A 22,325-nucleotide genomic window follows, 5' to 3' on the forward strand; every position below is an offset into this window, starting at 1 on the left:
CATCCAGAAATGGAGTAAGACCCCTTAGAGACTATGAGGTTGATAGGTTGGAGCTGTAAGTGTAGTAATACATGTAGGTGACCAATACTAACGGTTCGAGGGTTTGACCTAAAAAAACAAGGTTAAATGAAAAAATACATCGTAGTATTTGTTTTTGAGAATACAAAGAACACAAAATTAAAAAGAAAATTTTTTGTTCTTAATAAACTTTAGTCCAAATGACAAATCTTAAGTTTACAAAGTAAACGCAAGATTTGGAATAGGCATTTCGTCAAGCCTAAGGTTAATCATTTATTTAAAAACCAATAAGTTAAGTTTTTGGGGCTGGATATTCCTTTCACGTAGAGGGAATAAATATCCTGAAGGCTGACTACGTAGTATTGCGTAGCAAATCTTACAGGTTTATTTGAATGGTACTTAGGGAGACTGTTTGAGCGCATGCGAGTTTCGACCGTTCATTCAAAGAAAGCTGTTTAGATTTGCAGCAAGACGAAGTCGGAAGACTGAAGGAAATTTATTCCCAATATTTTTGGTGGCGATGCGACTAGGGGACACACCCGTTCCCATACCGAACACGTAGGTTAAGACCTAGTCGGCCGATGGTACTTGCTTGGAGACGAGCCGGGAGAGTAGGTGGCTGCCAAATCAACGTGCCCGAGTGGCGGAACTGGCAGACGCACAGGACTTAAAATCCTGCGAGCTAACCCTCGTACCGGTTCGATTCCGGTCTCGGGCATAAAAGACTACAAACTATAGTTTGTAGTCTTTTTGCTATGTGCAAATATAATGAGTCAATACAATACAAATGGTTGAATTTTCTTGACTAATAAGTCAAATAGGAATATAATAGCATATGACTGAGGAGTCAGCACCATGAGAAAGAAAATCTACTTTAAATAAATAATCAAAGGTGACTAAATGGATGAATGATAAGTTTCTAAATTTAAATTATGAAAAGCAAGGAGCGATACTTAAGGCAGCCATAAAAGAATTTGCTATTCAAGGATATGATAGAGCTTCTACAGACACGATAGCTCATAATGCTGGTATTTCTAAAGGAAGCTTATTTAATTACTTTAATAATAAGTTAAATCTCTATGCATATGTTTTAGATTACGCCATTACGATTATTAATGACAATATACTTAAAGCTATAGAGCACATAGAGGACAAGGATTTTTATAATCGTTTAAAAAAGATATCTATCATTAAACATAAAGCTTTTATAAAATATCCAGAAGAAAGTCATATTGTTACGCACTTCTTTATGAAACCGATGAAAACTGTTTTGGAAACAAATGAGCTATTTAAAAAATATTATTTACTTGATGATACTATTTTACAAGAACATTTAATATGCTATTTAGATGAAAAAAAATTAAGAAGAGGTATTACTAAAGAAGATGTTTTGTTTATTACCTCTACGTTGTTTGAAGCCTTAATAAAAAGACATATTGAAATGAATAGTATACAGTCGAGCGTTGGTGAGCATGATTTAGATGAAGAGCATTCAGGATTTGATAAATATATTGAAGTATTAAAAAATGGTGTTTATAAAAATGAACACACTATATAAATTTATTATAAAAATGGGGAGATTATTATGAAAAACAAAAAAATGTGGATAGTTATTTTAATAGCTCTAGTAATGCTAGCTTTTATAGCTGTTGCTATTGCAAAAAAACCTAAGACAGAAGATAAGATAGGAGGGTTTAAAAGCGGGCCTCGTGTAAAAATAGAAACGGTTAAAAAAGATGATATACAAACTAGAATTTCTTCAAGTGGCGAATTAGAAGCAAAACACACCCGAACAATTTATGCAGAAGCTAATAATAAAATTGTTACAATACATAAAAAAGTAGGAGACACAGTTAAAGCTGGAGATATACTGCTTACTTTGGATACAGATACACAAGAACAAACGCAGAAACAATTAGAAACCCTCGAACTGCAGCTTAAAGCTGCTCAAGATGCATTAGATTTACTTATCACAGGGGGATCAAAACAAGAGATTTTAAATGCACAGAGTGCATTGGTTCAAGCAGAGAAAAGTGAACAAGATGCAAAAGATCAGTTAGACACTCAACAAACTAATCTTGAAAATTTAGAAAGAGACTTGAAAAATCAAAGAAAAGACCACGAAGTGCAGCTTCAATTATTTAGTGAAGGACTTATTGCACAAAAGGAAATAGATGACTCAAAAACGGCACTTGCTAATCTAGAACAAAAAGCAGATAGTACACAGACAGCCATTGCATCTGCACAAAAAGCTATACAAGCTGCAAGTATAAGTAAACAAACAGCAGAATATCATTTAGGTGTTTTACTCAATCAAATACAAGATCCAAACAGAAAACAAAGTATTACAAGTAAACAGTCAGAGATCAAAAACTTTCAGGCCCAGATTTTTGCTATGGAAAATAATGTAAAGAAATCAGGGGCACAAGTACTAGCACCTATGGACGGCGTTATTATTGAAGCACCAACAGAAGAAGGTATGCCTATCACACAAGGTATGCGGCTTATGACAATAATAGATCCAAGTAAGTTGATTATTAATTGTAGTATTTCTCCTTACTATGCAGCAGATTTAATAGTAGGATTAGATGCTAAAATAAAGTATACAGGGTCTAAAACAATAGAAGTAGATGGCAAAGTTACCAAAGTATCTCCAGTAGCTATTGGAGAACAAGGCGCTGCAACTAAGGGGGCTAATAATGCTAATATTCCTATCGAAATAGAAGTATCGGATCCAGGAACTATTATTAAACCAGGGTTTACAGTAGATGTTAAAGTTATTACCCAAACAAGAGAAGCAGTAAGTATTATTCCAATACTTGCGACCCTTGAAGATGATGATAATAATTCTTACGTATATGTTATCAAAGAAGATGGTTCCCTTGAAAAGAGAATGGTCGTGCAAGGTTTAAATAATGGGTTATATGTAGAAGCAGATAATCTTAACGAAGGTGAAATAATAGTAGCTAATCCAACTGAGTTTTTGAAGGAAGGAATGAAAGTCTCTTACGAAAAGACAGGTGATGTGCAGTGATAGATATACAAAAAGTCAATAAAATTTATAGAAATGGCAAACTTCAATTACAAGCCTTATTTGATATTGATTTTAAAGTAGAAAAAGAAGAGTTTGTATCTATTATGGGCGCATCAGGATCAGGTAAAACAACCTTTTTGCACATATTAGGATGTCTAGATCATGCGACAAGCGGCACTTATATATTAGATGGGGTTAATGTTTCAGAGATTAAAGATACTGAATATGCCAAAATTAGAAATCAAAAAATAGGATTTGTATTCCAAGCGTTTAATCTTCTGCCAAAACTTACAATCGTAGAAAATGTGGAGTTACCTATGATGTATGGCGGAGTAAAGCCTAAAGAAAGAAGAGAAAGAGCTTTAGACGCACTTATTAAAGTGGGGCTTGGAAATAGGATTAAGCATACCCCAAATGAAATATCTGGAGGTCAAAAACAAAGAGTGGCTATTGCAAGAGCATTAGTTAATAATCCTTCGATTATTCTAGCAGATGAACCAACAGGTAATTTAGATAGTAAGTCCAGCGTAGAAATTATGAATATTTTCCAAAATTTAAATAATGAAGGCGTTACGGTAGTTATGGTAACGCATGAACCTGATATCGCACAGTATACAAAAAGGAAAGTTGTATTTAGAGATGGTATTATCATAGAGGATGCACCGATAATAAATAGGCGAGGTGTCTGAAGATGGATTTAAAAGAAAGTATAATGCTTGGTTTTAAGCAACTACTAGGCAATAAAGGCCGTACCTTTTTGACGATGCTGGGCATGTTTATTGGGGTAGGTTCAGTCATTATGATTTTATCTTTAGGTGCTGGCTTTAAAGAGTACACAAAAGGTTTTTATAGTGATATTGGTCTTGGAGCATTCCAAGTCAGTATTAAAGATACTTCCTCACACTTACTCATTACACAAGAAGATTTAGACGTTATTGAGTCTATGCCAGAGATTGAAGCCATTAAAGGCACTGTGTGGGAAGAGGGATCTATTTATAACAGAAATAGAGAGATTAAAAAAGTTAGTTTAATGGGCGCAGAACCACAATATACAACCACTATGAAAAAAATAGATTTAATAGCAGGAAGATTACATACAGAAAAAGACGAACAAATAGCAGCGAAGGTTGTCATTGTGTCCGATGTATTTGCTAAGGTTATTTTAAGACAAACAAATTATAGAAATATCCTTGGAAAAAGTATTGAAGTTATCGTAGATAATCAAATAGAGAATTTTGAGATAGTCGGGGTGTATAAAAGCAGTGCACCAAGTAATGCCTCACAAAACCATTTAGAACGTATGTTAACTCAGTACCCCTTGTATGTTCCAAAAGCAACATTAGATATTATTGTCCAAAATGAGTCAAAGGTATTTAGTGCTGCTGGGGTTATTAAAGAAGGTTATGATCAAAAAGAAGTGACTAATCAAGTACGTCTTCTTTTAAACAGAAGACATGCTCAAAAGGATAACTATACCGTATCAAGTGCGGCAGACATGATAGACATGGCAAACAATATGCTCAATATGATTACACTATTTATCAGTGCTGTAGCGGGGATATCTCTTGTTGTAGGAGGGATAGGGATCATGAATATTATGCTTGTAACAGTTACAGAGAGAACTCGGGAAATAGGTGTTAGGAAAGCCCTTGGTGCCACTAATAAGGTAATATTAAGGCAATTTATTATAGAATCACTTATCTTGACCGTTATTGCGGGTGTTATTGGTATGCTTTTAGGCTATATTGGGTCTATCGTTGTTGGTGGCATGTATAATATACAAGCTAAGCTGACACTCGGCATGATTGTTTTTTCGGTAGGTACATCAACAGCCATAGGATTAATATTTGGGGTGTATCCAGCTTATCAAGCAGCCAGACTTGATCCGGTAGATTCACTGAGATATGAATAATGAAAGGGAGGATTAAGCATGAATGAAACCATTAAAAGTGCATTTAGTCAGCTTAAAAGCAATAAACTAAGAACCTTCCTTACAATGCTCGGAATGTTTATTGGTATAGGTGCGGTTATTATTATACTAAGTGTTGGTGAAGGGGTTAAAGCGTATTTTAACGATCAATTTTCGCAAATGGGTAAGGGAACTATAGAAATTAATACCAGAGAATATACAGAAGAGAATATGATTACCCAGGAAGACCTAGAAGTTCTTGGGGAAATTCCAGAAGTAAAAACGACGATGAATTATCATAATGGCTATTTTGCAACGACCAAAGATTATAAAAAGAATACGAAAGATGCCATGATATTTGGAATACCCTATAATATCGGGGAAGTACAGTCTTTTAAAGTTATTGAAGGCAGAATGATTTCAGAGGTTGATGAAGGTCTTAAAAGCAATGTGGTCGTGGTAGATACTAACTTTGCGAGAGTGATGTATAATCGCACAAGTTCTAAGTATGTTTTGGGAAAGACTGTTGAACTTAATATCAGTGGCGAACCTCAATCATTTGAGATTATTGGTATTATTAAAAGCGAGATTCCTTCTTTTGTACCGATAGATCAGATACCGCTACTTTGTTATATGCCTTTTTCAACAGTGGATCGCATAGTTGGCTATGGAGATGGAAGAAGTTACGATAGCTTAATCGTTATTGAAGATGCTTATGATGCCAATGATTATACGTATTCTATACAAAGAATACTCGAAAAAAGACATGGGAAAAAAGACATTTATAAAGTATCTACTTTAACAGAGCAAGTTGACCAAATTAATAATATTATCAATACGCTTAATATCTTCGTAAGTCTCGTGGCGGCGGTGTCTTTAATTGTAGGGGGAATAGGTATTATGAATATTATGCTTGTAACCGTAAGAGAGCGTACAAGGGAGATAGGCATAAGAAAAGCACTAGGCGCTACAGATAAACAAATCCTCAGTCAGTTTTTAATAGAGGCACTTATTCTTACAGTGGTAGGCGGCATTATAGGCCTGTTAATAGGATACATAGGAGGACTCTTAATAGCCAGCCTTATTACAGTGACGGCTAAAATGACATTAGGTATGGTTATATTTTCTGTAGGAACTTCTAGTGTAATAGGCCTCGTATTTGGCGTTTATCCAGCGTATAAAGCTGCCAAACTTGATCCAATAGAAGCATTAAGATTTGAATAAAGGAGTGATAAAATGAAAGCAAAGAATTATTTAGTACGATTAGCAGCAGTTCTTATAAGTGCCGTAGCAGGACTTACTATGCCGCTTTATGCAGCTGAGCAAAATCCTATGCTTAAATTAGAAGATGCCATAAAATCAGCTATTGTTTATAGTACACAAGTTTCTATTAACAGCAAGGAACATGAAGCCCTAAGAGAACAACTTAAACTTAATAATAGCGCTACTTATTACCAATATCAAAGTCTTTACTTAAATAAAGCAAAAAATGAGCAGCAAAAAAAGATGCTAGAAGATCAAATCACAAATGACATTTCAAATAAATACAATACAATCATTATTTTGCAAAAAGAAATACAATTACTCAGTAAAAACATAGATATTCATTCAAAAGAGCTTAGACAAATGGCAATCAAAAGTCAAAAAGGCCTTGTAAATCCTATCCAGTATCAAAGTAAAGAGATCGAACTTATTAATTTAAAGAGCAGTAAGCAGACTAAAGAAGAAGAGTTAAAAAATGCACAGGTTTATTTCAAAATTATTACAGGAAAAGACCTTACAAGATATACTTTAGAAGACACTATTCCTTATGAAACTTTTAGGATTATAGGATCAACAGAAGGCTATATTAATAGCAAAATAAGTATCTATCTTCAATATGATAAAGAGCTTGCAAAACTTAAAGAAGATAATCTTCTTAAAGAGGGGGACTTCCCAGTATTTTATGCGGATTATTTAACCAATAAAACTGCAGCAGAGACAGTAACCCTAAAGTTAGAAGATACACAAAAGACGCTTAAGCAGTCTTTAATCAATAGTTATTCCTCTCTACTTAGCTTAGAAGAACAAATAGCTTCGTCAGCTTTACAGCTTGAAGTGCTGGATAAAAAATTAAGAACCGCAGAAATTCGTTATCGTAACCAGTTAATAAGTGTCATAGAATATGATAAGCAAGTAACAGCAAAGCAAGAAGCTGAGTTAAATCTTTTGAAACTCATCAGTCAGTATAATAGTTCAAAAGAAATGATCCAAAAACCTTGGATTGGTAATGTTTAATGAACTTAAAAAAGAAAGAAGCAAAAAGAAGCGCTTAAAAGTGCTTCTTTTTGCTTTAAAGATATAAATAAAAAAGATAGATAGACTAAACTTTTACTTATACTTATTGACCTTTGCGTTATTAATAGGTATAATTTTTAAGAATGAGTTTAATGCTAGTAAACAAAAAGTTTATTTAACTATAGAAAAAATAGAGTAAAGGAGATATACCTATGGATATTGGCGCAAAGATTAACCAATTAAGAAAGAAAAATGGATTGACACAAGAAGAACTTGCTGATAGGTGTGAACTTTCAAAAGGTTTTATTTCTCAAGTAGAAAGGGGACTTACATCTCCATCTATCGCGACTTTAATTGACATATTAGAATGTTTAGGGACCAATTTAAAAGACTTTTTTAATGAATCCAGTCAAGAAAAAATTGTTTTTACGAAACAGGATGTATTTGAAAAAGAAGATAAAGAAGATGGCAATATGATTACATGGCTCATACCAAATGCTCAGAAAAATGACATGGAGCCTATCCTTATCAATATAGAGCCAGGGGGCAAATCGACTATTGATGCACCCCACGAAGGAGAAGAATTTGGCTATGTCGTATCAGGAAATATTTATGTGCATTTAGGCAATAAAAAATTTAAGGCAAAAAAGGGAGATAGTTTTTATTTTAGGCCTACAAGTAATCATTACTTGCAAAATACTGGTAAAACAAGAGCAACAATACTTTGGGTTGCTACACCGCCGAGTTTTTAAAGGAGTTAGAGAAGAATATGAATGCTAAAGAAACCTACAAGGATTATATAATTGATTTAAAAAATATATCTAAGTCATTTGATCATACAGAAGTTTTAAAAGATATTAGTATGTATATAAGGCGCAATGAATTTGTTACTTTACTTGGCCCCAGTGGGTGTGGTAAAACAACGCTCCTTCGGATTATTGGGGGATTTGAAGAACCTAGTCAAGGCGATGTATTCTTTGAAGGAAAAAATATTGTAACCTTACCTCCCTATAAGCGCAAAATTAATACCGTATTTCAAAAATATGCACTGTTTCCACATATGAATGTTGAAGACAATATAGCTTTTGGACTAAATATCAAGAAGTTAGACAAGCAGCTTATTAAAAAGAAAGTCGATGAGATTCTAGAGCTAGTTAATCTTAAAGGTTTTCAAAAAAGATCTATTGATTCTTTGAGCGGCGGGCAGCAGCAAAGAATTGCTATTGCAAGAGCATTAGTTAATGAACCGGATGTGCTTCTTCTGGATGAGCCGCTAGGGGCCCTCGACTTAAAACTTAGAAAAGGTATGCAGCTGGAGCTTAAAAAAATTCAGCAAAAGATAGGTATTACGTTCATTTATGTGACACATGATCAAGAAGAAGCTCTGACAATGTCAGATACTATTGCTATTATGCATGAAGGTAAAGTGCAGCAGATAGGAACACCAGTTGATATTTATAATGAGCCTAAAAATGCTTTTGTAGCTGATTTTATTGGAGAAAGTAATATTTTAGAAGGTATAATGCTTAAAGATTATCAGGTTCAGTTTCATAATTATGTGTTTGAATGTGTAGATGCTGGATTTGGTGAAAATACACCTGTTGATGTTGTCGTAAGACCAGAAGATATTCAAATTGTTTCTAAGGAACAAGGGATGTTAAGTGGATGTGTAGAGTCTGTTACTTTTAAAGGGGTACATTATGAAATGCTTATCAAAGGGGAGAAATTCCTATGGATGGTTCATTCCACTACAATGTCACAGGTGGGTGAAACAGTGGGACTCATTATCATACCAGCGGACATTCATATTATGAAAAGGAGTACAGTGTATGCATAGAAAATCTTTAGCCTATCCCTATTTAATATGGGCATCTCTTTTCATCATTGTTCCTTTAATGTTGATTGTGTACTTTAGTTTCTTTGAAGAAGGTCACTTTACCTTGCGCAGTTATCAAAAGTTTTTTGAAGATTACTACATAAAAGCTCTTTTGAAGTCTATACAGCTTGCATGTGTCAGTACTGTAATCTGTTTAATTATGGCATATCCTCTAGCTATGATATTAAGTACAAAAGAGATGTCTCAAAAAAAAATAATTTTATTACTTGTTGTACTACCTATGTGGATGAATTCTTTACTTAGAACGTATGCATGGGCAAGTTTGCTTGAAAATAATGGGGTCATTAATAGTATACTAGGTGTACTTGGCTTGTCTCCTATCCAATTTCTATATGGGAGTGGCGCCGTTGTATTTGGCATGGTCTATAACTTTTTTCCGTTTATGGTACTTCCTATTTATAATGTGCTTTGTAAAATAGATTTAAGTTTAGTTGAAGCTTCATATGACTTAGGAGCCAATAAAGTGACAACATTTCGAAAAGTTATTTTACCCCTAAGTATGCCAGGGGTTATAACAGGCATTATTATGGTGTTTATGCCTGCCTTAACCACGTTCCTTATTACAAGGCTTTTAGGAGGTGGCAAAATTATGTTGATAGGTAATATCATTGAGGAACAATTTACTCGTACAAGAGACCTTGGATTTGGATCAGCTGTTTCAATGATTTTGATGATCATTGTACTAGTTACTCTGACCTTTATGTCTAAAAAAGACTCCTTAGATAAAGGGGGCGGATTGTTTTGATGAAATTTATAAAAAAGATATATACGGCTTTTATTTTAGTTATGATGTATGCGCCAATTATATTGCTTATGGTTTTTTCTTTTAATAACTCAAAGCTTCCAGTGTGGAATGGTTTTACATTGGATTGGTATACTAAAATGTTTCATGATGCAGGGATTCAACAAGCTTTTATGCATACGATTATTATTGCACTTACCTCAGCAGCAGTGGCGACTATCATTGGCACTTTTGCAGCGATGGGTATTAATCGGATGAGAGGTTGGCAAAAAAACGTTGTGATGAATATTACATATATTCCGCTTTTAAGTCCAGATATCGTAATAGGTATTTCACTGATGATGCTTTTTTCGGTTATTAAATTACCTTTTGGACTTCCAACGCTAATCGTCTCACATATTACATTTAATATACCTTATGTAATACTTTCGGTAATGCCAAAACTTAAACAAATGAATTATAATCTGTATGAGGCAGCACTGGATCTAGGTGCAACACCGTGGTATGCCTTTAAAAAGGTTATTTTTCCAGAGATTATGCCTGGGGTTATAGCCGGTGCTTTTATTGCCTTTACGCTATCAATAGATGATTTTGTTGTTAGTTTTTTTAACAAAGGAGCAGGTGTTGATACTTTGCCTATTAAGATTTATGCTATGGCACGTAAGGGCGTTAATCCAACGATCAATGCTATTTCTACTATTATGTTTGTTACTATTATAAGTATACTGCTCATAATGAATTTAAGAGCTGATCAAAAAGTAAAAGCAAAGCGTTTACGTCAGAGTGATTAAAGGGTAGAGCCAGAATGAGATTAATTTATGGAAGGGAGATTAAAGGAATGAAAAAATGGATGATGATTATGAGAGGGATTATAGCAGTAAGTTTGCTTGTGAGTACTCTTACAGGGTGTGGATCAAAGAAAGAGACGCTTATCGTATATAACTGGGGAGATTATATTGATCCACAAGTAAATGAACTGTTTACAAAAGAAACTGGCGTTAAGGTAATTTATTCGGAGTATGCAAATAATGAAGAAATGTATGCTACAGTTGAACCGGGCAATGTAAACTATGATATTTTATTCCCATCAGATTATATGATTGAAAAAATGATAAATAGAGAGATGTTAGAGCCGATAGATAAACAATTGTTAAAGAATTATGATAAGATTGATGATAAGTTTAAAAACCTACCCTTTGATCCACCAAATAATTACTCAGTCCCTTATATGTGGGGGACTGTAGGTATATTATACAATACACAAATGGTAGATGAAACAGTAGATAGTTGGGATATCTTATGGAATGAAGACTATAAAGGACAAATATTTATGTATGATAGTGAAAGAGATTCGATTATGGTTGCTCTTAAAAAATTAGGTTATTCCATGAATACAAGAGATGAAAAGGAACTTGAAGCAGCCAAACAACTCTTAACTTTGCAAGCACCTTTAGTTCTTGCATATGTTGGAGATGAAGGGAAAGGAAAAATGGTTAATGGTGAGGCGGCTTTAATGGTTGCTTGGGCAGGCGATGCAATGGTAATGATGGATGAGAATCCAGATTTAGCTTACGTGATTCCTAAAGAAGGTTCTAACTATTTTGTTGATTCTATAGTTATTCCTAAAGGAAGTCAAAATATAAAGCTCGCTCATCAGTATATTGACTTTTTGTGCCGTGCGGATATAGCAGCAAAAAATGCAGAATACATAGGTTATTCTACACCTATTAGTGCTGCAAGAGAACTGTTGCCAGAGGAAATTAAAAATAGCGAAGTAGCTTATCCAAGTGACCATGTTATCACTGATCCTAAGATGGAAATGTTTAATGATCCTTCAGATGTGATAGAACGCTATAGCAGTATATGGACACAGGTAAAAGTATCTAACTAATATAATATTGAATATTAAATTTATTCTTTAAAAGATAAAAAATATCAGTTATAATAAAAAGAGATAACGGAAATGGAGGTTTTTTAATGCACGAGACAACATTAGGGGAAGAATTAGATTTCTTAGAGGATGAATATGAAATAGATGATACCAACAACGGCGTTGAGCCTATGCCCATACCTACGCATTCTACACAATTAAATGCATGGACATCACTGATATTAGGCATAGTGGGGTCCCTTGGGTGGCTTGTCCCTATTATTGGGCTTCCAGTTACAATAGTGGGGACGGTATTAGGTGCTGTAGGCATTAAAACAAGAAATGCCAGAGGTATTGCCATTGCAGGATTTGTTATTAATACAGTATTCTTAATCGGGTCTATAGCAAAAGGGATTTTAGATATCATCAAATATATCAAGAAGTCAAATAAAGACTAAGGGGTTGCTAAAATAAGCAATCCTTTTTTTGTGTGACATAATTAGACACAATCACCTATTACTCTAAATGAGCATACAATATTGGTATGCAGAGTACATTAAGGGGGCAATGATACGGTGTATAAAAATGTTATTATCATTAACAGTGATACTCTAGGGAGAGGAGATGCTGAGGTTGGGCATACACTCCTAGGTACATTTCTTAGAAAACTTCTTGCCAGCATGAATAAGCCAGATGTCATTATATTTTATAATTCAGGAGTAAAACTCGTTGTAAGAGGATCTTATTTTATAGATATATTAGATGGGCTTGAATGCGAAGGGGTGGAACTCTTAGCGTGTGGAACATGTGTCTATAAGGCTTGTAACAACAGTTCACTACAAGTAGGAAGAATTACGAATATGGAAGAAATTGCAGATATTGTTTTAAAAGCACACAAAGTCATAACACTATAGTCATTATCTAGCTTTCGATAGCCGACTAAAATACACTAGACGTATTTTAGTCAGCTATTTTTTATTATTCTTTTTGTAAAGAAGTTATTAAGGAGCTGATAACACCCTGAATAATAGCCATATCTTTTTCTTCAATAAAATTTACAGAGCCGTCCATATAAGTTTGAGTACTATTAGAAGAAAACTTAAGCAAGGTGGTCTGTGTCTGCTGCCAAGTACCATAAGGATTGGTTTTTGAAGTTATAATATGCAGCGGAATATCGCCTAAGGTACCTCCTTCTAAAATCATTTTAGCATTAGACTGAAGTTTAAGCTTTTCTTCTATCATATTTCTGTTCCATAACTTTTCCAGTGTAATACCGCTGTTTAGAGTTTTAAGTTCTTCTGGCAGCATATCATTAGTGTTAAGTATTTTTTGCATGGCGTCTGTATCACTTAATAATCTTAAGAGTCCTACGTTACGCAGTCCGTTCATTAAGAACGATTCTACTATCATAATATTATTATATTTACTGCAAAAATCAGGAGAAGCCCCGTCAATTAAAACAATACCGGCTACATCCTCAGGATAGAGCTGAGCATATCTTAGTACTTCAAGCGAACCCATAGAGTGTGCAATAAATAATGCTGGTAAAGGATGATTGCTATTATGTAAAAGCGTATGTATTTCAGAAGCAATTGTAGTAACGTCTCTAGGGGCTTTGGTAAGCTCACTCCAGCCATAACCGGGTTTATCATATACTGCTATTGCTGCTTCCTCAGAGAACTTTGAAAAAAGAGGGTATAATTCAGCATAAGGCACAGAAGTGCCAATATTTGAGGCGAAGACGAGTGGCATACCTGAAGAGGCAGAAGTATAAAGATGCATCATAGAGTCATTGACATCAATTAATTTACCTACCCGTCCATATTGATTAGCATGTGCATAAACATAATATATTTGATAAAAAGCTCCTACCAGGAGCATACATATGATTAATAGATAGATATAAATTTTTTTACTGCCTTTTTGTTTTTTGTCATAGTTTCCCAGTACCATTTTTTTATTCTTACGCATCGGCTATCTCCTAATATATTACATAAAAGTATGTGAGTTATAAAGTTCATCTTATTATAGCATAAATTATGTTTTATTGGATGAAATAAGTAAAAAAGTTATCGAATTATAGGCGTTAAATATATCCAAGAAGAAAAAGTGTTTTATTTGATACACTATTTATAAACTAAAAAATACTATCATTATGAATAAAAATAATGTATATTATAATAATGTATAGATAGTTTAATAAAAGTATTGGTATCCTAGTAAGGAGTTGGAAAAATGGAAATAAATGAGGTTATAAATCTTTTATGTACTCAGATACCAAATGAAAATATTCTAATGAATGAACCTATGAAAAATCATACTTCTTTTAAAATAGGGGGGCCGGCAGATTTATTTGTTATGCCGACCGATTGTACACAATTAGTAAGTGCAGTACAATTATGCAATGCACATAATATTCCTTATTATATTGTGGGTAATGGCAGTAATTTATTAATAGATGATAAAGGTTTTAGAGGCGTTATTATTCAGTTATATAAAAACCTATCTGATATAGAAATAGAGGATACAGTGATTACGGCAGATAGCGGCGCGTTGCTTTCTAAAATTGCAAATGTTGCATTTGAACACGGACTTGCAGGTTTTGAGTTCGCACAAGGCATCCCCGGAACTCTGGGAGGGGCAGTAGCTATGAATGCAGGAGCTTATGGCGGAGAAATACAAGATGTCATAATAGATGCCCAGGTAATTGATCAAAAAGGCCAAAAGATAACTTTATCGAAAGAAGATTTGGCATTAGGCTATAGAACAAGCATTATTCAAAAAAATAAATATATTGTTTTAAAGGCAAGACTACTTTTATCCAGAGGTAGTAAAACAGCTATATCTGAAATAATGAAAGATTTGGCAGGAAGAAGAAGGGATAAACAACCACTTGAAAAGCCTAGTGCAGGCAGCACCTTTAAAAGGCCTGAGGGTTACTTTGCGGGAAAGCTTATCATGGATGCTGGACTTAGAGGCTATCAGATAGGCGGGGCCATGGTCTCTACGAAGCATTGTGGTTTTGTAGTGAGTGATGGCACTGCTACATTTAAAGATGTTAAAGCGCTTATTGATCATATTCAATTAACTGTCAAAGAAAAATTTAATGTTGATTTGCAACCAGAAATCAAAATTATTAGTAACCAAGGATAAGAAATGGGCAGGAGGCACTTATGAACTTTATTATTGTAACAGGAATGTCAGGAGCAGGTAAAAGTAGTGCTATAAAGTTTTTTGAAGATATGGGATACTATTGTGTAGATAATCTGCCGCCTACTTTAATAACAAATTTTGCTGAACTTATAGCGCCTCAAGAAGAAAAGTTAAGCAAGGTTGTTTTGGGTATTGATATTAGAGGCGGTGTTTTATTCTCAGATTTATTCAGCAGTTTACATGATCTTAAATCTTGTGGACACACTTATGAAATTGTATATTTTGACTGTAGTGATCAAGAGCTTATTAAACGGTATAAAGAAACAAGGAGGCTCCATCCTTTAGCAAGAAGTGAAAGGGTAGAAGAAGGTATTCAAAGAGAAAGAGAAATCTTAAAGGAAATGAGATCAAAAGCACATCATATTATTGATACATCATATATGCTGCCAAAAGATACTAAAGAAGTGCTTTTTAAAATTTATAGTGAGAAAAAGGCATTTAACAGCTTAATGGTTACGATTCTTTCTTTTGGTTTCAAATATGGGATGCCTATTGATGCAGACCTCGTCTATGATGTAAGATTTGCGCCAAATCCTTATTATATACCAGAAATGAGACCTTATACAGGTAATGATGAGATTGTAAAAAATTATGTAATGCAATTTGAAGTGACACAAACATTTGTTGCAAAATTAAAGGATATGATTAGCTTCCTTATGCCAAACTATATGCAAGAGGGCAAAAATCAGTTAGTTATTGGTATTGGCTGTACAGGGGGCAAACATAGATCTGTAACTATCGCCAATGCACTCTGCAAATTTTTACAAGATGAAGGACATACTGTAATTATTCAACATAGAGATATTGATAAAGATAGTAAAAGAGGGAAGTAATATGAAAATGAGGCAGCAAGAGCCTAAAGTAGTTGTAATAGGTGGGGGAACAGGCTTATCAGCTATGTTAAAAGGTATTAAAAAATATACTTCCCATATAAGTGCTGTTGTAACTGTAGCTGATAATGGAGGTGGCTCAGGTAAAATCAGAGAAGAAATGGGAATCATGCCCCCGGGGGATATTAGAAATTGTCTTGTGGCACTAGCTAATACGGAACCGATCATGGAAAAAGTACTTCAATACAGGTTCAAAGAAGGTTCTTTAAAGGGGCAAAATTTAGGCAATTTATTTTTAGCAGCTTTGACAGATATTACAGGCAGCTTTGAACAAGCTGTTAAGTTGACTGGAAATGTGCTTGCTATTACAGGCAAGGTTATACCCGTTACACTTGAAAATATTCATCTTTGTGCACAATTTGAAAACGGAAAATCTATTGAAGGTGAAACACAAATCGTAGAATATGGCAAATTAAACCAGTCTCTTATTAAAGAGATAGCTTTAAATCCAACTAACCCTAGGCCTGTTAAAGAAGTTATTTATGCACTTCAAGAAGCAGACCTTATCATTCTGGGACCAGGAAGTCTTTATACAAGCCTGATTCCAAATTTATTGGTGGATTTAGTTCCAATGCTTATTGAAAGGTCAAGGGCAAAGAAAATTTATGTAGCCAACATTATGAGTCAGCCAGGAGAAACAACGGGGTTTTCAATTGAAGAACATTTAAGAATACTGGAGAAGTATATTGGAAACAATGTGATACATAGTGTCATTGTTAACAATGAAATAATACCTGATGAGTACCTTAACCAATATATTGAAGAAGGGGCAGATATCTTAAGATTTGACCCGCAAAATGAGATTTGGCATCATGTTAAAAGAGTTGAAGCACCACTTGTTAAGATTTTTAAGGATAAAAAGTTTGTTAGGCACGACTCAGAAAAACTAGCTGAATGTATATTTAAAGAGTTTTTCAATTAAAATTACATAAAAGAGGTGACAAATATGTCTTTTTCCTCCAATGTAAAAAAAGAACTCACTTGTGTTCCATTAGGTACAAGGCATTGTATGATTGCAGAAATCGCTGCGCTTATACTCATGTCAGGGGAGATTAAATGTGAAAACGGGGCTTATTCGGTCAAATTTCAGACAGAAAATGCTGCTGTTGCAAGAAAGTACTTTACAATGATTAAAAAAACTTTTAATATAAATACAAAGGTAGTCTTTAAAGTCAGTAAAAAGTTTCATAAGAAACAAACTTATATTTTACACATTAAAGACCATGAAGCGTCTCTAAAAGTACTAAAGGCAACGACGGTACTTAAGGCAGATCAGGAAAAGTTAATCATTAGAGATTATGTAGATTTAACAATTATACAAAGTATTTGCTGTAAAAGAGCTTATCTAAGAGGGGCGTTTTTAGGAGCAGGCTCGGTAAGCGATCCAGAAAAGGGATATCATCTTGAATTTGTAAGTCCTGCCTTAAAACATGCTGAATTCATTAAAGAGGTCATGAGTTCACTAGAAATGGATCCCAAAATAGTACCACGTAAAAACAACTATGTGGTTTACCTTAAAGAAGGCACACAAATAGTTGATTTGCTGAATATTATGGGAGCACATATTGCACTGATGGAGCTCGAAAATATACGTATTATAAAAGAGGTAAGAAACAATGTAAACCGTATTGTTAATTGTGAAACAGCTAATCTTAAAAAAACAGTATCAGCAGCAGTCAGGCAGGTGCAAGATATAGAGTATATACAAGATACAATAGGTATTTCTGCTTTGCCTGACAACTTACAAGAAGTAGCTACATATCGGTTAGAATATCCAAGTGCTACTTTAAAAGAACTCGGAGAGCTTATCAGCCACCCAGTAGGAAAGTCGGGAGTAAATCATAGACTAAAAAAAATAAGTGAGATTGCAGAGCAAACTAGACAAATCAGAGGAGGAGTTAAAAATGATTAAAGAAGTAATTAAACTAGAATTCAAAAATGGACTGGAGGCAAGACCAGCAGCGTTATTTGTTCAGATCGCCAGCAAATATGAAAGTCATATTACAGTTGTTGTGAATGAAAAGCAAGTTAATGCTAAAAGTATTATGGGTATGATGTCTTTGGGTGCTATTAAGGGACAAAGCATCGAAATTGTAGCTGACGGAGAAGATGAAGAGGAAGCAGCTGCTGCTTTAATAAGATTTCTAACGACTCAAGAAGTAACTGAGTAATTATTAAAAATAAAAATCTATCTGCCGATAGTCTATCATTTTATTGATAGCACCATTGCCACTTACAAGCATACCATACGCTAAGCCCCCTGTCTTACTGAGTAAAGGCAGGGGGCTTAGTATATTCAGAGATTATGTAGTTGCTTGGAATATAAAACAGCCATCCTTGATCGAAAACTGGTATACGCCACCGTGTTTTTCCACGATATGCGCCATGCTTTTTGTGCCAAAGCCATGCCCCTGTTTTTTTGACACAGGAAGACCCTCGTGGAATATGGGTTCTGTGTGATAGCTGTTGCGAATGTCAATGCACAGCTTATTATTCTTGGCATACACACGCAGTTTGATATAGCGTTCTTTGCTGTCTGCTATATTTTCAGAGGCTTGTATGGCGTTTTCCAAAGCGTTTGACAATAGGGAGCAAAGCTCGGTGTCACTAAAGGGAAGCGCGTCAGGCAACCTTGCTTCTACTGTCAATAGGATTCCCGATTGGTGTGCTTTGACGGCAAAAGAGGACAAAATCAGATTAACGGTTTCGTTTTCACAAAATCGCATGGGCGTGATGGTATCCATATCGGATTGGGCAGTCCGTAGATACTTTTTGATCTCCTCTATTTGTTCCTTGGAGGCCAGCCCCTGTAAAAGAGCGAAATGGTGGCGCATATCGTGCCGATAGGCCATAGCATTCTGCTGCATCTGTCGCAGAGAAGCAAATTCTGTTTGTGCCTGCCTAAACTGCATATCCAGCATGTCTCGCTCTCTTTGGATGCTTGCCTGTTTTTGCGTCTCAGAGTAGTAAAGGAGGACAAATACAAAATAGAAAACAGATACTGTTGAGGGCATGAACTGAACCGCCCATTCAGTACCTCTGTAAAGCACATCGGTATAGATAGTGGTAGCGTAGTCGAACATATAGTAAAAAAGTGGTACGCCGCCTAAAAGCAAGCAAGATTTATTGGACATCTCCATAAGCTGCCGGACGGACCTAGTCACATATCTTTTCAGAAAATAATAGGACAGAAACACAGCCCCAATATAAAAAACGTGGTTTGCAAGTCTGCTACCAAAGGCAGCTCCTGCAAGGAAACCCACCCAGCGTGGTGCTTGACAGCACAGGTAACCCGAAAGCACGCTGACGGTGGAAATGAGCCACGGACGCTTATGATATAGAGAAAATATTACTATCAGCGGCAGGTGGATGATCAGGGGATAAAGCTTGGAGGTTAAGTCCAAGCCCAAAAACCACCAGCAGGCGGTCTGAATGAAAAGAAAAATTACACAGATTAGGCCAATGATAAGCCTGTTTTTGCGGGTGAGTTCTATGCCTGCAAAGAGAACCGACACCGCTACGCCAAAAAGCAGAGAAAATCCAAATCGTATAAGTCCTATCACTGTTACCACCATTTTAAAGCACCTCTCTCCACGTAGTTATTCCCCTTCCATTTGATAATTCAGATACTGCGCTTTCATCTCCTTTGCCCTGCCCTGTGCAACGGGGACAAAGGAAAGGGTTTGTAAGGTTATCTGATGATTTTGGATGGTATCCACATACTGCATATTCACAAGATAGGAGCGGTGGGGTCTGATAAAACATCCATGTTTCACAAGATTATCACAGACAGAGGAAAAGGCTTCTGTACATTCGATTATCTTGCCCGAGTGCATATGATACAACACATTTCTGCCGATGACCTCGGCAAAAACCAAATTGGAGATCAGTATTTTTTGAATGCCCTCACTACTCTTTACGATAATAGCATTCTCATCCTTTTTTGCTTTGATTTGCTCTAGTAGCTCGTCAAAGGTAAAGAATAGTTTTTCTTTTGAGATTGGCTTTAGTATGTAATTGATGGCTTTCACTGAATAGCTCTCTAAGGCATACTCAGGGGAGGAGGTAAAGAATAAAATCGGCGCGGTTTTGTCAAAACCCCGAATTTCCTTTGCCACATCAATGCCTGTAAAGCCCGGCATAATAATATCCAGACAGTATATATCAAACCGTTTTCCTTTTTCTAAGACCGAAACCAGTTCAAATCCGTTTGTAAAGACAGCGTATTGGCAGTTAAAATTTTTTGATGTCCTGTATAGGTCTATGAGCTGTACCATATTGGATAGCTCTTCAATATTGTCATCACAGACTGCAATCTGTAGCATAAGCATTCCTCCCTTTCATTGTTAGTCTATTTCTCAATGATAATTTTACCATAAAAATAGAATGTAAAAAACCATGATTCATGTTGTAAAAATAATGTTTCATGCTGTGGATGGGGTTTTAAGGAGAATTTTTGATACATTAAAGATAAGGAAATGTTCCCTTATACACTAACCAATAGAAAATGGAGGTAAACACTATGTTACCAACCCTAATAGCAATTGGCATAATCGTCGTGTCAATCTTACTATGGGTAATCTCTACCCAACGCAGACTTGTAGTATTGGATGAGAATATAAGCAACGCCATGAGTCAGATCGGTGTGCAGCTCTCTAGCCGTTTCGACGCCCTGACAGCACTTTTGGATTTGACAAAGGGCTATGCCAAACATGAAAGCGAAACGCTGATTGAAACCATCAAATCAAGAAGAAGCGTCATTACGGCAAAGTCAACACCCAATGATGTGCTGCACCAAGAGGGAATTATTTCCGAAGCCTTGGGCAGGATTGCCATGGTAACGGAGCAATACCCGGAACTGGCAGCAAACCAAACCTATATCAAAACCATGAATGCTGTGGAAATCTTTGAAAACATGGTGCGCACCAGCCACCTGATTTACAATGACAGCGTGATTAAGCTCAACCGTGAAATTCGCATGTTCCCGGTTGCCATGATCGCTGGAATGTTGGGCTTTGGACAAAGAGAGTATCTTATTGAGCAGGCAGGCAAGGCAGATATGCCAAGTATGAAATGAGGCGCACTATGCGCAAATCTATGAGCAACCTAATTCTAAAAACCAGCTACTGAAAGATCAATTTGTGATTTCTGAACAGATTGATTTCGGCCTTTGGGATACCAAAATCATCTTTGAACACCAGAACAAGCTGTTTTGCATGAGCAAAAGCTTGGATAAAACTGTGTTTGAGACTGGACAGTTAAAATCCTTCATCATTAAAGAGGATAGTGCCCCCTGTTTGAGGGATCCACTGAGGGCATACGCTACTATGCCAGCACTATACCGGTGCGTGCTATGGCTATGGCTCTGCAAATTTTCCAGTTTATGATGAACAGGCAGATGACACGTGTTCTTGATAAGCTAGACGACGGTAAGGCAAATGGATCGGCGACAGTGCTGCGTCACTTGGTGGAACTGGTGCGCTCCAGCCATACCATGCTGAGAAAGACGATAAATGACATCAGACTGTGGATGTACTACGAGAAAACAAGGGTGGAAACCAATGTCGGTTTCCACCCTTGTTTTCTCGTATTCAGTTTGATTTTTCTTAAATTATCTTTATTAGCGGTTGTATAGTTCGCCTGCATGATCCCAGTCTACTACATTAAACCAATCATCAATATAGTCGCCGCGGCGATTTTTATGTTTAAGATAATACGCATGTTCCCATAAGTCAATAGCGATAATAGGCCTAAGTCCAAAAGGAACGGGGGTATTTTGATTAGCAGTTGAAACAATCTGCAAGTTGCCTGAAGGATCTTTTAACAGCCAAGTCCATCCAGAACCAAAGGTATCAAGAGCTGTCTCTTTAAATACTTCTCTAAAGTTTTCAAAACTGCCAAATGTCCTGTCAATTGCAACCTTTAAGTTACCATTAGGCTCACCACCACCATCTGGAGACATAACCTTCCAAAAAAATGAGTGATTATAGTGACCGCCACCATTATTAATAACATCTTCCATAATATCAGAGGGCAGTGCATTAGCACGACGTAATAACTCTTCAAGTGAGAAATTATAGAGTTCTGGATACTGTGAAAGTGCTTCATTAAGATTATTTACATAAGCACGGTGATGGCCATCATGATGTACACGCATGGTTTCTTCATCAATATGAGGTTCTAGCGCATCATAGGCATAAGGAAGAGCCGGGAGTTCAAAAGGTCCTGTCTGTGCAGCAAAATCATTGTTAGTGTTGGTATGAGCAATACGGGAATAAGCATATCTATTTCTATTAAGACTTGTAGCAGCTGTCATTAATAATAAAGGGAGTAGGTCTTTCATAGGGCATAAGTCCTTTCAAATAAAAAATTTGTAATCCTCTGTAATATTATATTAATTTAGGATGAATTTGGAACCTATATGTTTAGAAGAGATTTGTTTTAAGCGAAGTATACTCATAGGACAATACAATAG

General features: G+C 35.7%; 24 protein-coding genes, 1 tRNA gene and 2 rRNA genes. 23 read left to right on the plus strand and 4 right to left on the minus strand.

Annotated elements, in window-relative coordinates; translation table 11 throughout:
* From BN3326_RS16880 to BN3326_RS16955, 16 genes are all read left to right on the plus strand, one after another.
* Positions 1–111: ribosomal RNA gene (locus BN3326_RS16880) — 23S ribosomal RNA — on the plus strand; the annotation flags it as partial.
* A 417-nt stretch (positions 112–528) separates the two neighbouring features.
* Positions 529–646, plus strand: a 5S ribosomal RNA gene (gene rrf, locus BN3326_RS16885).
* Between the two features lie 6 nt (positions 647–652).
* Positions 653–736, plus strand: a tRNA-Leu gene (locus BN3326_RS16890).
* 186 nt (positions 737–922) lie between these two features.
* On the plus strand, positions 923–1,576 hold the full coding sequence (locus tag BN3326_RS16895) for a TetR/AcrR family transcriptional regulator (RefSeq protein ID WP_070000440.1): 654 nt from the start codon (positions 923–925) through the stop codon (positions 1,574–1,576).
* A 27-nt stretch (positions 1,577–1,603) separates the two neighbouring features.
* Positions 1,604–3,052 (plus strand): efflux RND transporter periplasmic adaptor subunit, encoded by a 1,449-nt coding sequence (locus BN3326_RS16900; protein ID WP_070000441.1) that lies wholly within the window; start codon positions 1,604–1,606, stop codon positions 3,050–3,052.
* The gene (locus tag BN3326_RS16905; protein WP_070000442.1) at positions 3,049–3,741 is read left to right on the plus strand and encodes an ABC transporter ATP-binding protein; all 693 of its coding nucleotides are present in this window, start codon (positions 3,049–3,051) and stop codon (positions 3,739–3,741) included. The genes BN3326_RS16900 and BN3326_RS16905 overlap by 4 nt, the downstream gene beginning before the upstream one ends.
* 2 nt (positions 3,742–3,743) lie before the next feature.
* Entirely contained in the window at positions 3,744–4,964 is a 1,221-nt protein-coding gene (locus tag BN3326_RS16910; RefSeq protein ID WP_070000443.1) for an ABC transporter permease, read from the plus strand.
* 18 nt (positions 4,965–4,982) lie between these two features.
* Positions 4,983–6,185: an ABC transporter permease gene (locus BN3326_RS16915; RefSeq protein WP_070000444.1), complete on the plus strand. Its 1,203-nt coding sequence runs from the start codon at positions 4,983–4,985 to the stop codon at positions 6,183–6,185.
* Positions 6,186–6,197: 12 nt separating this feature from the next.
* The gene (locus BN3326_RS16920) at positions 6,198–7,238 is read left to right on the plus strand and encodes a TolC family protein (RefSeq protein ID WP_070000445.1); all 1,041 of its coding nucleotides are present in this window, start codon (positions 6,198–6,200) and stop codon (positions 7,236–7,238) included.
* A 212-nt stretch (positions 7,239–7,450) separates the two neighbouring features.
* A complete protein-coding gene (locus tag BN3326_RS16925; RefSeq protein ID WP_070000446.1) occupies positions 7,451–7,990 on the plus strand; it encodes a helix-turn-helix domain-containing protein in 540 nt (179 codons plus the stop codon).
* A 17-nt stretch (positions 7,991–8,007) separates the two neighbouring features.
* Positions 8,008–9,075: a spermidine/putrescine ABC transporter ATP-binding protein gene (gene potA, locus BN3326_RS16930; protein WP_070000447.1), complete on the plus strand. Its 1,068-nt coding sequence runs from the start codon at positions 8,008–8,010 to the stop codon at positions 9,073–9,075.
* On the plus strand, positions 9,068–9,880 hold the full coding sequence (locus tag BN3326_RS16935) for an ABC transporter permease (protein ID WP_070000448.1): 813 nt from the start codon (positions 9,068–9,070) through the stop codon (positions 9,878–9,880). The genes potA and BN3326_RS16935 overlap by 8 nt, the downstream gene beginning before the upstream one ends.
* Positions 9,880–10,668: an ABC transporter permease gene (locus tag BN3326_RS16940; protein WP_070000449.1), complete on the plus strand. Its 789-nt coding sequence runs from the start codon at positions 9,880–9,882 to the stop codon at positions 10,666–10,668. Before BN3326_RS16935 ends, BN3326_RS16940 begins: the two co-directional genes overlap by 1 nt.
* Positions 10,669–10,715: 47 nt before the next feature.
* Positions 10,716–11,768 (plus strand): ABC transporter substrate-binding protein, encoded by a 1,053-nt coding sequence (locus BN3326_RS16945; RefSeq protein ID WP_070000450.1) that lies wholly within the window; start codon positions 10,716–10,718, stop codon positions 11,766–11,768.
* A gap of 86 nt (positions 11,769–11,854) precedes the next feature.
* Positions 11,855–12,205 (plus strand): hypothetical protein, encoded by a 351-nt coding sequence (locus tag BN3326_RS16950; protein WP_083258872.1) that lies wholly within the window; start codon positions 11,855–11,857, stop codon positions 12,203–12,205.
* Between the two features lie 117 nt (positions 12,206–12,322).
* Positions 12,323–12,661 carry a hypothetical protein gene (locus BN3326_RS16955; protein ID WP_070000451.1) on the plus strand — a complete coding sequence of 113 codons (339 nt, stop codon included), beginning with the start codon at positions 12,323–12,325 and terminating at the stop codon, positions 12,659–12,661.
* A gap of 64 nt (positions 12,662–12,725) precedes the next feature.
* Here the strand turns inward: BN3326_RS16955 and BN3326_RS16960 are convergent, their stop codons facing one another.
* The gene (locus BN3326_RS16960) at positions 12,726–13,718 is read right to left on the minus strand and encodes an alpha/beta fold hydrolase (RefSeq protein ID WP_070000452.1); all 993 of its coding nucleotides are present in this window, start codon (positions 13,716–13,718) and stop codon (positions 12,726–12,728) included.
* Between the two features lie 264 nt (positions 13,719–13,982).
* Between BN3326_RS16960 and murB the strand changes: the two genes are divergently transcribed.
* The 5 genes from murB to BN3326_RS16985 are packed head-to-tail and all read left to right on the plus strand — an operon-like array spanning position 13,983 to position 18,021.
* Complete coding sequence (gene murB / locus BN3326_RS16965) at positions 13,983–14,900, plus strand: UDP-N-acetylmuramate dehydrogenase (RefSeq protein WP_070000453.1); 918 nt, start codon at positions 13,983–13,985, stop codon at positions 14,898–14,900.
* 20 nt (positions 14,901–14,920) lie between these two features.
* On the plus strand, positions 14,921–15,793 hold the full coding sequence (gene rapZ / locus BN3326_RS16970) for an RNase adapter RapZ (RefSeq protein ID WP_070000454.1): 873 nt from the start codon (positions 14,921–14,923) through the stop codon (positions 15,791–15,793).
* A gap of 1 nt (position 15,794) precedes the next feature.
* Positions 15,795–16,772, plus strand: coding sequence for a gluconeogenesis factor YvcK family protein (locus BN3326_RS16975; RefSeq protein WP_070000455.1), 978 nt, complete (start codon positions 15,795–15,797; stop codon positions 16,770–16,772).
* A 24-nt stretch (positions 16,773–16,796) separates the two neighbouring features.
* Positions 16,797–17,762, plus strand: coding sequence for a DNA-binding protein WhiA (gene whiA, locus BN3326_RS16980; RefSeq protein ID WP_070000456.1), 966 nt, complete (start codon positions 16,797–16,799; stop codon positions 17,760–17,762).
* A complete protein-coding gene (locus tag BN3326_RS16985) occupies positions 17,755–18,021 on the plus strand; it encodes an HPr family phosphocarrier protein (protein ID WP_070000457.1) in 267 nt (88 codons plus the stop codon). The genes whiA and BN3326_RS16985 overlap by 8 nt, the downstream gene beginning before the upstream one ends.
* Positions 18,022–18,153: 132 nt before the next feature.
* Here BN3326_RS16985 and BN3326_RS16990 read toward each other — a convergent pair whose 3' ends face one another.
* Entirely contained in the window at positions 18,154–19,425 is a 1,272-nt protein-coding gene (locus tag BN3326_RS16990) for a sensor histidine kinase (protein WP_070000458.1), read from the minus strand.
* A 24-nt stretch (positions 19,426–19,449) separates the two neighbouring features.
* On the minus strand, positions 19,450–20,175 hold the full coding sequence (locus BN3326_RS16995) for a LytR/AlgR family response regulator transcription factor (protein WP_070000459.1): 726 nt from the start codon (positions 20,173–20,175) through the stop codon (positions 19,450–19,452).
* Between the two features lie 197 nt (positions 20,176–20,372).
* Between BN3326_RS16995 and BN3326_RS17000 the strand changes: the two genes are divergently transcribed.
* Both BN3326_RS17000 and BN3326_RS22430 read left to right on the plus strand, forming a co-directional pair.
* Positions 20,373–20,927 carry a LemA family protein gene (locus tag BN3326_RS17000; RefSeq protein WP_070000460.1) on the plus strand — a complete coding sequence of 185 codons (555 nt, stop codon included), beginning with the start codon at positions 20,373–20,375 and terminating at the stop codon, positions 20,925–20,927.
* Between the two features lie 282 nt (positions 20,928–21,209).
* Entirely contained in the window at positions 21,210–21,485 is a 276-nt protein-coding gene (locus BN3326_RS22430) for a hypothetical protein (RefSeq protein ID WP_242876025.1), read from the plus strand.
* Here the strand turns inward: BN3326_RS22430 and BN3326_RS17005 are convergent.
* Complete coding sequence (locus BN3326_RS17005) at positions 21,471–22,193, minus strand: superoxide dismutase (protein WP_242876026.1); 723 nt, start codon at positions 22,191–22,193, stop codon at positions 21,471–21,473. The two genes, BN3326_RS22430 and BN3326_RS17005, sit on opposite strands and share 15 nt — an antisense overlap.
* Positions 22,194–22,325 lie beyond the last annotated feature (132 nt).

The sequence above is a fragment of the Cellulosilyticum sp. I15G10I2 genome, from assembly GCF_900095725.1.
Classification (GTDB): domain Bacteria; phylum Bacillota; class Clostridia; order Lachnospirales; family Cellulosilyticaceae; genus FMMP01.

Excerpts from the sequence above, each read along its gene's own strand:
- whiA (WP_070000456.1), top strand. The coding sequence starts at position 16,797 with ATGTCTTTTTCCTCCAATGTAAAAAAAGAACTCACTTGTGTTCCATTA.
- BN3326_RS16945 (WP_070000450.1), top strand. The coding sequence starts at position 10,716 with ATGAAAAAATGGATGATGATTATGAGAGGGATTATAGCAGTAAGTTTG.
- BN3326_RS16920 (WP_070000445.1), top strand. The coding sequence starts at position 6,198 with ATGAAAGCAAAGAATTATTTAGTACGATTAGCAGCAGTTCTTATAAGT.
- BN3326_RS16995 (WP_070000459.1), bottom strand. The coding sequence starts at position 20,175 with ATGCTACAGATTGCAGTCTGTGATGACAATATTGAAGAGCTATCCAAT.
- BN3326_RS16895 (WP_070000440.1), top strand. The coding sequence starts at position 923 with ATGAATGATAAGTTTCTAAATTTAAATTATGAAAAGCAAGGAGCGATA.
- rapZ (WP_070000454.1), top strand. The coding sequence starts at position 14,921 with ATGAACTTTATTATTGTAACAGGAATGTCAGGAGCAGGTAAAAGTAGT.
- BN3326_RS17005 (WP_242876026.1), bottom strand. The coding sequence starts at position 22,193 with ATGAAAGACCTACTCCCTTTATTATTAATGACAGCTGCTACAAGTCTT.
- BN3326_RS16985 (WP_070000457.1), top strand. The coding sequence starts at position 17,755 with ATGATTAAAGAAGTAATTAAACTAGAATTCAAAAATGGACTGGAGGCA.
- BN3326_RS16950 (WP_083258872.1), top strand. The coding sequence starts at position 11,855 with ATGCACGAGACAACATTAGGGGAAGAATTAGATTTCTTAGAGGATGAA.
- potA (WP_070000447.1), top strand. The coding sequence starts at position 8,008 with ATGAATGCTAAAGAAACCTACAAGGATTATATAATTGATTTAAAAAAT.
- BN3326_RS22430 (WP_242876025.1), top strand. The coding sequence starts at position 21,210 with ATGGCTCTGCAAATTTTCCAGTTTATGATGAACAGGCAGATGACACGT.
- BN3326_RS16960 (WP_070000452.1), bottom strand. The coding sequence starts at position 13,718 with ATGCGTAAGAATAAAAAAATGGTACTGGGAAACTATGACAAAAAACAA.
- BN3326_RS16900 (WP_070000441.1), top strand. The coding sequence starts at position 1,604 with ATGAAAAACAAAAAAATGTGGATAGTTATTTTAATAGCTCTAGTAATG.
- BN3326_RS16990 (WP_070000458.1), bottom strand. The coding sequence starts at position 19,425 with ATGGTGGTAACAGTGATAGGACTTATACGATTTGGATTTTCTCTGCTT.
- murB (WP_070000453.1), top strand. The coding sequence starts at position 13,983 with ATGGAAATAAATGAGGTTATAAATCTTTTATGTACTCAGATACCAAAT.
- BN3326_RS16910 (WP_070000443.1), top strand. The coding sequence starts at position 3,744 with ATGGATTTAAAAGAAAGTATAATGCTTGGTTTTAAGCAACTACTAGGC.
- BN3326_RS16915 (WP_070000444.1), top strand. The coding sequence starts at position 4,983 with ATGAATGAAACCATTAAAAGTGCATTTAGTCAGCTTAAAAGCAATAAA.
- BN3326_RS16935 (WP_070000448.1), top strand. The coding sequence starts at position 9,068 with ATGCATAGAAAATCTTTAGCCTATCCCTATTTAATATGGGCATCTCTT.
- BN3326_RS17000 (WP_070000460.1), top strand. The coding sequence starts at position 20,373 with ATGTTACCAACCCTAATAGCAATTGGCATAATCGTCGTGTCAATCTTA.
- BN3326_RS16925 (WP_070000446.1), top strand. The coding sequence starts at position 7,451 with ATGGATATTGGCGCAAAGATTAACCAATTAAGAAAGAAAAATGGATTG.
- BN3326_RS16940 (WP_070000449.1), top strand. The coding sequence starts at position 9,880 with ATGAAATTTATAAAAAAGATATATACGGCTTTTATTTTAGTTATGATG.
- BN3326_RS16975 (WP_070000455.1), top strand. The coding sequence starts at position 15,795 with ATGAAAATGAGGCAGCAAGAGCCTAAAGTAGTTGTAATAGGTGGGGGA.